Source organism: Bradyrhizobium lablabi (assembly GCF_001440475.1).
Taxonomy (GTDB): domain Bacteria; phylum Pseudomonadota; class Alphaproteobacteria; order Rhizobiales; family Xanthobacteraceae; genus Bradyrhizobium; species Bradyrhizobium lablabi.
In genome coordinates, this window is record NZ_LLYB01000049.1 from 22601 (window position 1) to 32974 (window position 10374).

Below are 10374 nucleotides of genomic sequence, written 5' to 3' on the forward strand. Positions count from 1 at the left end.
CGTCCGCGGAAAGAACCCCTTACCCGTCTCGAATGAGCTTCGCTCATTCGATCCACCCTCTCCCACAAGGGGNNNAAAAAGAGACCGCGAACGCAGAATCCCCTACTTTGCGCCCTGCCCGCCAATCAGATAGAACCCGGCCCGACATCGGCAATGGCGAGACCCGCTTCATGACGCAGAATATCAGCCCGCTCGATCAGGCCCGCATCCTGTCGGAAGCGCTGCCGCATATGCAGCAGTACGACGAGGAAACCATCGTCATCAAATATGGCGGCCATGCCATGGGCGCGGAAGAAACCGCCAAGGCGTTTGCGCGCGACATCGTGCTGCTGGAGCAGACCGCGATCAACCCGGTGGTCGTGCATGGCGGCGGGCCGCAGATCGCGACCATGCTGAAGCGGCTCGGCATCCAGTCGGAATTCGCAGCCGGGCTTCGCATCACCGATGCGGCGACGATCGAGATCGTCGAGATGGTGCTGGCGGGCTCGGTCAACAAGCAGCTCGTCGGCTACATCAACGAGGCCGGCGGCAAGGCGGTCGGCCTCTCCGGCAAAGACGGCAACATGGTGAAGGCGTCGAAGACGACGCGCACCATGGTCGACCCGGATTCGAACATCGAAAAGGCAATCGATCTCGGCTTCGTCGGCGACCCCGACAAGGTCGATCTCACGCTATTGAACCAGTTGATCGGCTATGAACTGATCCCGGTGCTGGCGCCGCTGGCGACCTCGCATGACGGCCACACGCTCAACGTCAACGCCGACACCTTTGCCGGTGCGGTAGCCGGCGCGCTCAAGGCCAAGCGGCTGTTGCTGCTGACCGACGTTCCCGGCGTGCTCGACAAGTCGAAGAAGCTTATTCCGGAACTGTCGGTGAAGGACGCACGAAAGCTGATCGCCGACGGCACGATTTCCGGCGGCATGATCCCGAAGGTCGAAACCTGCATCTACGCGCTCGAACAGGGCGTGCAGGGCGTAGTCATCATCGACGGCAAGATGCAGCACGCGGTTTTGCTCGAATTGTTCACCAATCAGGGTACCGGTACGCTGATCCACAAGTGATGAGCAAAGCGGCGACGCGAACCGAGGCCGTCATGGCCGGGCTTGGCCCGGCCATCCACGACTTGTTTGCTCCCGACGGGAAGAAGGACGTGGATGCCCGGGTCAAGCCCAGGCATCACGAGTTGAGAGCACTGCGGCGGCCGCGCTCGGCGTTGACACGTTTCCTGATGTCCCTGCCGGCGGCGGTGATCTCGCTGTTCGTCTCCTCCCTGCCCGCCTTTGCCGATTTAAAGCTCTGCAACCGCATGAGCTATGTGGTCGAGGCCGCGATCGGCATCGACGAGAAATCGGCGACCGCGACGCGCGGCTGGTTCCGGATCGATCCGGCCGTCTGCCGCGTGGTGCTGCAGGGCGCGCTGACCGCCGACCGCATCCTATTGAATGCGCGCGCGCTCGGCGTCTACGGCGCCTCGCCGATCCCGCAGAACGGCAGCGACACGCTGTGCATCGCGCCCGATAATTTCGTCATCGCCGCCGCCCGCCAGTGCCGCGGCAACCAGACGCCGGCGCCCTTCACCCAGATCACGCCGACGCGGACCGACGACGGCAACCTCGTCGCCTATCTCGCCGAGGACTCGGAATATGACGACGAGCAGGCTCGGCTCGCCGGCATCCAGCGGCTGCTGGTCATCGCCGGCTATGACGCCGCCCCGATCGACGGCGTCGACGGGCCGAAGACGCAGGCCGCGCTTTCGGCGTTCCTCAAGAGCCGGGGGCTTTCGGCCGAAATCGTGCAGTCGCAAACCTTCTTCACCACCATGATCGACGCGGTGCAGAAGCCCTCCTCCACCGGGCTGACCTGGTGCAACGACACGCCGCACAAGATCATGGCCGCGGTCGCCACCGATGACGGCAAGGCCGTGACCAGCCGCGGCTGGTATCGCATCGATCCCGGCAAATGCCTGCATCCCGATGTGACCGGCCAGCCGAAACAGGTTTATAGTTTTGCCGAAGCCGTCGACGGCGAGAACCGCGCCATCAAGTACCGGGACAGGCCATTGAACTGGGGCGGCGCGAAAGAGCTCTGCACGCGCGAGAGCAAGTTCGAAGTCTCTGAACAGGGCGATTGCGGTACCCGCGGGCTTGCCGCGACCGGCTTTGCACCAGTCGATATGTCGAGCGGCGGCAAGACGCTGCGATTTGCGATGCCGTGATGGTTGAGAACGTATGACAACACCCCGCCCCTTCACACATATCGACACCTGGGTGTTCGATCTCGACAACACGCTGTACCCCCACCACGTCAATTTGTGGCAACAGGTCGACGCCCGGATCGGCGAGTTCATCAGCGCGTTCCTGAAAATCTCGGCGGAAGAAGCTCGCGTGATCCAGAAGGACTATTACCGCCGCTACGGCACCAGCATGCGCGGCATGATGACCGAGCACGGCGTGCACGCCGACGATTACCTCGCCTACGTCCACAAGATCGATCACTCGCCGCTGGAGCCGAACCCGGCGATGGGGGCTGCGATCGCAAAGCTTCCCGGGCGCAAGCTGATCCTGACCAATGGCTCGACCGACCATGCCGGCGCGGTGCTGGAGCGACTCGGCATTGGCGAGCATTTCGAGGCAGTGTTCGACATCATCGCCGCCGAACTGGAACCGAAGCCGGCGCCGCAGACCTATGACCGGTTCCTGCGTGTCCACGGCGTCGATCCCCAGAAATCGGCGATGTTCGAGGACCTCGCCCGCAACCTCGTGGTGCCGCACCAGCTCGGCATGACCACGGTGCTGGTGGTGCCCGACGGCGCCAAGGAAGTGGTGCGCGAGGATTGGGAGCTGGAAGGCCGGGATGCGGCCTATGTCGATCATGTCACCGATGATCTGACGGGGTTTTTGGAGAAGTTGAGCACCTAATCGGTGTCGTCCCGGCCTAGTGCGCAATTGCGCACGGGCGCCAGGACCCATACCGCGTGATCTATCGATTTAAGAACGCTGTTCGACGACCCGTCGTAACCACGAACATTCGTGGCTATGGGTCCCCGCGTTCGCGGACGACGAGTTGAGAGGGCGGCAGGGACGACATCCTGCCTTGACTCTCCCCCGCCAAATCCCGAAAAAGCCTCCCGCTTCGCCCGCAATCTCGAGGAAATCCCGATGTCCCTGTCCGCGCTCGAATCCACCCTTAACTCCGCCTTCGATGCCCGCGACGGCATTTCGACGTCGACCAAGGGCGAGGTTCGCGAGGCCGTGGATCACGCGCTCGAACTGCTCGACAAGGGCGAGGCGCGGGTCGCCGAGCGTGAGGTCTCGGGCAAGTGGAAGGTCAATCAGTGGCTCAAGAAGGCGGTGCTGCTGTCGTTCCGCCTCAACGACATGGGCCAGATCCCGGGCGGTCCCGGCAAGGCGTCGTGGTGGGACAAGGTGCCCTCGAAGTTCGATGGCTGGGGCGAGAACCGTTTTCGCGACGCGGGTTTCCGCGCGGTGCCCGGCGCGATCGTGCGCCGCTCGGCCTTCATCGCCCGCAACGTCGTGCTGATGCCGTCCTTCGTCAATCTCGGCGCTTACGTCGATGAGGCGACCATGATCGACACCTGGTCGACGGTTGGTTCCTGCGCGCAGATCGGCAAGCGCGTGCATATTTCCGGCGGCGTCGGCATCGGCGGCGTGCTGGAGCCGCTGCAGGCCGAGCCCGTGATCGTCGAGGATGATTGCTTCATCGGCGCACGCAGTGAAGTCGCCGAAGGCGTGATCGTGCGCAAGGGCGCGGTGCTGTCGATGGGCGTGTTCCTCGGCGCCTCCACCAAGATCGTCGACCGCGAGACCGGCGAAATCTTCATCGGCGAGGTGCCGGAATATGCGGTCGTGGTTCCCGGCGCGCTGCCCGGCAAGCCCATGAAGAACGGCCAGCCCGGCCCGTCCACCGCCTGCGCCGTGATCGTCAAGCGCGTCGACGAGCGCACCCGCGCCAAGACCAGCATTAACGAGCTGCTGCGGGACTAAGATTCGGCCATTTGGGGCATGATCTGGCCCCGAAGGCGGTCCGGTCATGCCCCCCGGTCGAACCCCGGGCCCCATGGCGCGACCAATGTACCGGATGGCGGAAATGCCGCCGTTCGGAGGTCGACCGATGGACTACGCCTGGTATCTGTTCCGTTTTCAGGGCCGCATTAGCCGCGCCCGATACTGGCTGGCGACGCTGATCATCGTGTGCTGGATGATCTTCCTGGGCTTGCTGACGGTCGGCGTTGTCGCCCTCTTCGGTGGTACCGGGCGGATAAGTCTCGGCTACGGGATCGAAGATCTCTTCAAGATCTTCGATCCCGGTTCCTATCGATCCCTTTCCTTGGCCGACCTGCCTGCGATTTTTTTCAATGCCGCCTTCTCCGGGCTTTTCATGTGGGTCTGGCTGGCCACTTCGATCAAGCGGCTGCATGACCGCGATAAGACCGGCTGGTGGGTGGTTCTGTTTTTCGCCGTTCCGCTCTACAACAAGTTCGTCGACCTGCTTCCCGACGAGTCCTATTTCTCGTATGCCGCCCTTCCGCTTGGCCTCATCGCCCTTGCCGGCTGCATCTGGATCTTCGTCGAATTGTACTTCCTCAAGGGCTCGCGGAAGACCAACCGGTTTGGGCCCGACCCGCTGGCATCGCCGCCGCGGCCCGATACACGCCCGCCCTGGGATCAGCAGAGCGAGATCGAAATGGTGCCGCACGAGGCTGGCCCGCCGCCGGTTTGGCGTGTTAAGCCGGGCTATGAATGACGCCGTTTCCATCACCCGCGACCTCGTCCGCTGCCCTTCCGTCACCCCTGCCGATGCCGGCGCGCTCGGAGTGCTCGAGCGCCTGCTGAAAGACGCCGGCTTCGAGGTGCATCGCGTCACCTTCGGCGAGCCCGGCACATCAGACATCGACAATCTCTACGCCCGCATCGGCACCGAGGCGCCGCACATCACCTTTGCCGGCCATACCGACGTGGTACCGGCCGGCGACGAGACGGCGTGGTCGCATGGCGCGTTCTCGGGCGATATCAAGGACGGCTTCCTCTACGGCCGCGGCGCGGTCGACATGAAGGGCGGCATCGCCTGCAGCGTCGCAGCCGTGCTGCAGTATCTCGCCGACAATGGCGGCAAGCCGAAAGGCTCGATCTCGTTTCTGATCACCGGCGACGAAGAGGACATCTCGGTCAACGGCACCATCAAGCTCTTGAAGTGGTGCGCCGAGCGTGGCGAAAAGTTCGATCATTGCGTGCTCGGCGAGCCCTCCAATGTCGAAGTGCTCGGCGATTGCATCAAGATCGGCCGCCGCGGATCGCAGTCCGGCACACTCCATGTCGACGGCGTGCAGGGCCATGTTGCCTATCCGCACCGTGCCTCCAACCCCGTGCCGGACATTTCGCGGCTGATTGTTGCGCTCTCCGACGAGCCGCTCGACCGCGGCAGCGCGCAATTCCAGGCGTCGAATCTCGAATTCACCTCGGTCGACGTCGGCAATACCGCTGGTAACGTCATCCCCGGACAGGCGCGGGCAAAATTCAACATCCGCTACAACGACAACCATACCCAGGAAACGCTGCGCGCCCTGGTCGAGGAGCGGCTGGCGAAAGCCTGCGGCAACCGCATCCGCTCCCGCATTGTGTGGGAATATTCCAACTCCAACGTGTTCGTGACCAAGCCCGGCACCTTCACCGATCTCGCCGTCAGCGCGATCGAGGAAGTCACCGGCCGCAAGCCGGAGCTTTCCACCTCCGGCGGCACCTCGGATGCGCGTTTCATTTCAAGCTATTGCCCGGTGATCGAGTTCGGCCTGGTCGGCCAGACCATGCACCAGGTCGACGAGCGCACGCCGGTGTCGGACCTGGAGAAGCTGACGAAAATCTATCGCGGGGTGCTGGACCGCTATTTTGCCTGACTTGTGCCGTCATCATCCCTGAGGATGTGACGCCATGACCAATTCAGCCACAAGCAAGCTCGTTGTCCGCTGCTTCAGCGTGTCCGCCGACGGCTACGGCGCGGGCCCCGGCCAGAACGCCGACAACCCGTTGGGCGTCGGCGGATTGGGGCTGCACGAATGGATCCTGCCGACGCAGACGATTCAGAAGAGGCTGTTCTCAAAGGATGCCGGCACAAGCGGCCGGGACGATGATTTTGCCACGCAAGGTTTTGAGAACATCGGCGCATGGATCCTCGGCCGCAACATGTTCGGCCCGGTGCGGGGACCCTGGCCGGATGACGCCTGGAAAGGCTGGTGGGGCGACGAGCCGCCTTATCACTGCGATGTCTTCGTACTGACACATCATGCCCGCGCGCCCATCACCATGAAGGGCGGCACGGTCTTCCATTTCGTCACAGAGGGCATCGAGGCAGCGCTGCAACAGGCGCGCGCGGCGGCCGGCGGCAAGGATGTCAGGGTGGGTGGCGGCGTCGCGACCATCCAGCAATATTTGCGCGCCCGCCTGATCGACGAAATGCACATTGCGATTGCGCCGATCCTGCTTGGATCCGGTGAGAACCTGTTCGCGGGGCTTGATCTGCCGAGCCTGGGCTACGAGGTGACTGACCATGTTGCAACGGCGAAAGCCACGCACATGGTGCTCAAGCCAGCCTAATACTCCACCCGAACCAAATATAAACCCTCCGGCGGCGCCACTGGGCCGCAGGCGGCGCGGTTGCGGGCGGCGAGCGCTGCGGCGAGGTCGTCGGCGCTCCAGCGGCCTTCGCCGACCCAGACCAACGAGCCCACCATCGAGCGCACCTGGCTGTGCAGGAACGAGCGCGCGGAGGTGAGGATCGAAATCGCGTCACCCTCCCTGATGACGTCGAGCTGGTCGAGCGTCTTCTCCGGCGACTTCGCCTGGCATTCGGTATCGCGGAAGGTGGTGAAATCGTGCTTGCCGAGCAGCCGCTTGGCCGCGACGTCCATCGCATCCGTATCGAGATGGCGCGGCACCCGCCAGCTTCGCTTGATGTCGAGCGCGAGGTTGGCTCTGGAGTTGGTGATGCGATAGCGGTAGTGCCGCCTTGTCGCGGAGAAGCGCGCCTCGAAATCATCGGCCACGATGTCGGCCGAGAGCACGCCGATCGGATGCGGCCGCAGATGCGCGTTCAGCCCGTCACGCAGGCGGCCCGGCGGAAACGGCTTTTCGATATCGCAATGCGCGACCTGCCCCAGCGCATGCACGCCGGCGTCGGTACGGCCCGAGCCGTGCACGCGCACGTCCTCGTCGCAGATCGCCTTCACCGCGGCTTCCAGCGCGCCCTGCACGGTCGGCGCGTTATCCTGGATCTGCCAGCCGGAGAACGGCGTGCCGTCATATTCGATGAGGAGCTTGTAGCGGGGCATCAGTCCAGCCGCGCAGGCGGCTTCAGCGCCGTGCCGCGCAGAAACTCCGCTGATTTCATCGGCCCCTTGCCGGCACGCTGCAGCTCCACAATGCGAATGGCGCGGTCACCGCAGGCGATGGCAAGGTTGTCGTCGAGCACATCGCCGGGCGACCCCGAACCGCTTGCAAGCTCACAGCGCAGTATCTTGAGACGCACGGGCTCCGCTTCTCCGGCCAGCTCGCACCAGGCGCCGGGAAACGGCGACAGGCCGTGAATATGCCGAAGCACCTCGCGGGCCGGCCGCTTCCAGTCGATCCGCGCCTCGGCCTTCTCGATCTTGGCGGCGTAGGTCACGCCGTCCTCACTCTGCTTCGTAAGCTGCAACCCGCCGCGCTCCAGCCCACCCATCGCGCGCACCATCAGGTCGGCGCCGAGCGGCGCCAGCGCGTCGTGCAAATCGGCGGCCGTCATGGTGTCGGTGATCGCCAGCCGCTCCGCCATCGCGACATCGCCGGTGTCGAGGCCGACATCCATCTTCATCACCATCACGCCGCTCTCGGCGTCACCCGCCATGATCGCGCGATTGATCGGGGCGGCGCCGCGCCAGCGCGGCAGCAGCGAGCCGTGCAGGTTGAAGCAGCCATAACGCGGCGCGTCGAGAATGGCCTGCGGCAGGATCATGCCGTAGGCCACGACGACGGCAGCATCGGCATTATGCGTGCGGAATTCGGCGAGCGCTTCCGGCGTCTTGAGCGTGCCCGGAGTCATCACGGGAATGCCGAGCCGCCGCGCCTCCTGCTCCACCGCGCTCGGTTGCAGTTTCATGCCGCGCCCGGCCGGTTTTGGCGCGCGGGTATAGACGGCCACAACCTGATGGCCATGGGCCACGAGTTCCAGCAGCGTCGGCACCGCGAAATCGGGCGTGCCCATAAAGATCAAGCGAAGCGGCATGAGGTTCGAAGTATCCCGAGGATGTTCGATTTTACCCATCATGGCCGGGCTTGTCCCGGCCATCCACGTCTTTGGTGCAGCGAGAAACGGGACAAGCCCGGACATGACGGTGGATCGGGTGGGGCCTACTCCGCCGCGCGCTTGGCGGCCTTTGTGAACTTCTTCATCACGCGGTCGCGCTTCAGCTTCGACAGATAGTCGACGAACAGCACGCCGTTGAGATGGTCGATCTCGTGCTGGATGCAGGTAGCGAACAGGCCGTCGGCATCCTCCTCGTGCAACTTGCCGTCGAGATCGGTGAAGCGGATGCGGACCTTCGCGGGGCGCTCGACCTCCTCGTAATATTCGGGGATCGAGAGGCAGCCTTCCTCGTAGACCGACATTTCCTCCGACGAGGAAATTATTTCCGGATTGATGAACACCCGCGGCTTCGGCTTGGTCTCGCCGTTCTCGTCCTTTTTGGCGAGGTCCATGGTGATCAGCCGCAGCGGCTGCGCGACCTGAATTGCCGCCAGCCCGATGCCGGGCGCGTCATACATGGTCTCGAACATGTCGTCGGCGAGCTTGCGGATCTCCGTCGTCACCTTCTCGACGGGTTTGGAGACCAGCCGGAGCTGCTTGTCCGGCAGGATGATGATTTCTCTAAGGGCCATAGCGCGCGATTTAAGCTGCTGATTTGCCGGGGTCAATGCGCCGGGGACCTCGTTAAGGCGGCCTTAACCATGATTTTTAACGCCGCGTTAACCACGAAAATTAACCCGCTGTTTACCATAAATGTTCCCTCTTCGTTCGCATCCGATGGCGAATCGGGCTACAAGGCTGACATGAACGAAATTCTTCTCACGGTCGGCGACCTGCCGATTCACGTTGGCGAGGCGCTGATCGGGTTCGGCACGCTGGCGCTGGTGCTGCTGCTGACCATCGCCATCGTGATCGCCCGCTCCGGCCGCCGGGGCGCGGAACAGGCGATGGCGCAGGCGATCCGCGCCGACGAACTGGAGGAGCGCCTGAGCGAAATGCTGCGGGCACAGAGCGAATCGACCGGCCGGGTCGACGCCATGGCCCAGTCGCTGGCCGGCCGCCAGGCCGAGATGGCGCGCGCCGTCAACGAGCGGCTGGATTCGGTGACCCACCGGGTCGGCCAATCGATGGAAGCGACCACGCGCCACACCATGGACAGTCTGCGCGTGCTGCATGAGCGGCTCGGCATCATCGACAACGCGCACAAGAACCTCACCGACCTGACGTCACAGGTGACTACCCTGCGCGACGTCCTCGCCAACAAGCAGTCGCGTGGCGCCTTCGGCCAGGCGCGGATGGAAGCGATCGTGCAGGATGGCATGCCGCAGGGCTCTTACGAATTCCAGTACACGCTTTCGTCCGGCAAGCGGCCGGATTGCGTGGTGTTCCTGCCCGACCAGCGTCCGCTGTGCATCGACGCGAAATTCCCGCTGGAAGCGATGACCGCGCTGCACGACGCGCGCAGCGACGAGGAGCGCAAATTCGCGACCCAACGCCTGCGCAACGACGTGATGAAGCACGTCAACGACATCGCCGAAAAATACCTGATCACGGGCGAAACGCAGGATACCGCGCTGATGTTCGTGCCGTCGGAATCGGTCTACGCCGAAATCCATGACGGTTTTGACGACGTGATCCAGAAGGCCTACCGCGCCCGCGTCGTGCTGGTGTCGCCTTCGCTCTTGATGCTGGCGATCCAGGTGATGCAGCAGATTTTGAAAGACGCGCGGATGCGCGATGCCGCCGACCAGATCCGCACCGAAGTGCTCAACCTCGGCGACGATCTGGGACGCCTGCGTGACCGCGTGCTGAAGCTGCAAAAACACTTCAGCGACGTGAACGAGGACGTGCGCCAGATCCTGATCTCCGCCGACAAGATCGAAAAGCGCGCCGGGCGGATCGAGGAACTCGATTTCAGCAAGGCGGACGCGCCGGTGGAAGTGCCCCGCTTCGTCAAGAACAGCACGCCCGAACTGTTCCCCGCCCCGCGCAAGCTGCAGGCGGGGGAGTAGCGATCGTTGTTGCCCCGCTATAACCACATCTCAAGCTGTCATCGCCCGGCTTGACCGGGCGACCCAG

General features: G+C 63.9%; 11 protein-coding genes. 8 read left to right on the forward strand and 3 right to left on the reverse strand.

Translation table 11 applies throughout. The annotated features are described in order from the left end of the window. The first annotated feature begins 170 nt into the window (after positions 1 to 170). From argB to CQ14_RS08060, 7 genes are all read left to right on the forward strand, one after another. Positions 171 to 1061 (forward strand): acetylglutamate kinase, encoded by an 891-nt coding sequence (argB, locus tag CQ14_RS08030; protein ID WP_057857381.1) that lies wholly within the window; start codon positions 171 to 173, stop codon positions 1059 to 1061. A 167-nt stretch (positions 1062 to 1228) separates the two neighbouring features. Next, complete coding sequence (locus tag CQ14_RS08035) at positions 1229 to 2215, forward strand: DUF1036 domain-containing protein (RefSeq protein ID WP_057857433.1); 987 nt, start codon at positions 1229 to 1231, stop codon at positions 2213 to 2215. A 13-nt stretch (positions 2216 to 2228) separates the two neighbouring features. Next, on the forward strand, positions 2229 to 2918 hold the full coding sequence (locus CQ14_RS08040; protein ID WP_057857382.1) for a pyrimidine 5'-nucleotidase: 690 nt from the start codon (positions 2229 to 2231) through the stop codon (positions 2916 to 2918). Positions 2919 to 3158: 240 nt separating this feature from the next. Next, a complete protein-coding gene (gene dapD, locus CQ14_RS08045) occupies positions 3159 to 4004 on the forward strand; it encodes a 2,3,4,5-tetrahydropyridine-2,6-dicarboxylate N-succinyltransferase (protein WP_057857383.1) in 846 nt (281 codons plus the stop codon). Positions 4005 to 4131: 127 nt separating this feature from the next. Next, on the forward strand, positions 4132 to 4764 hold the full coding sequence (locus CQ14_RS08050; protein ID WP_063800322.1) for a DUF805 domain-containing protein: 633 nt from the start codon (positions 4132 to 4134) through the stop codon (positions 4762 to 4764). Further along, on the forward strand, positions 4757 to 5911 hold the full coding sequence (gene dapE / locus CQ14_RS08055) for a succinyl-diaminopimelate desuccinylase (protein ID WP_057857385.1): 1155 nt from the start codon (positions 4757 to 4759) through the stop codon (positions 5909 to 5911). The genes CQ14_RS08050 and dapE overlap by 8 nt, the downstream gene beginning before the upstream one ends. 34 nt (positions 5912 to 5945) lie before the next feature. Continuing rightward, positions 5946 to 6608, forward strand: a complete 663-nt coding sequence (locus CQ14_RS08060) for a dihydrofolate reductase family protein (protein ID WP_057857386.1) — start codon at positions 5946 to 5948, stop codon at positions 6606 to 6608. On the opposite strand, the gene truA is transcribed toward CQ14_RS08060, so the two are convergent. The 3 genes from truA to def form a co-directional block, all read right to left on the reverse strand. Next, on the reverse strand, positions 6605 to 7342 hold the full coding sequence (gene truA / locus CQ14_RS08065) for a tRNA pseudouridine(38-40) synthase TruA (protein ID WP_057857387.1): 738 nt from the start codon (positions 7340 to 7342) through the stop codon (positions 6605 to 6607). The genes CQ14_RS08060 and truA overlap by 4 nt on opposite strands. Further along, positions 7342 to 8274, reverse strand: a complete 933-nt coding sequence (gene fmt, locus CQ14_RS08070) for a methionyl-tRNA formyltransferase (RefSeq protein WP_057857388.1) — start codon at positions 8272 to 8274, stop codon at positions 7342 to 7344. The genes truA and fmt overlap by 1 nt, the downstream gene beginning before the upstream one ends. Before the next feature lie 125 nt (positions 8275 to 8399). Further along, positions 8400 to 8927, reverse strand: coding sequence for a peptide deformylase (gene def, locus CQ14_RS08075; RefSeq protein WP_057857389.1), 528 nt, complete (start codon positions 8925 to 8927; stop codon positions 8400 to 8402). A 171-nt stretch (positions 8928 to 9098) separates the two neighbouring features. Between def and CQ14_RS08080 the strand changes: the two genes are divergently transcribed. Next, entirely contained in the window at positions 9099 to 10307 is a 1209-nt protein-coding gene (locus CQ14_RS08080) for a DNA recombination protein RmuC (RefSeq protein WP_057857434.1), read from the forward strand. Positions 10308 to 10374 lie beyond the last annotated feature (67 nt).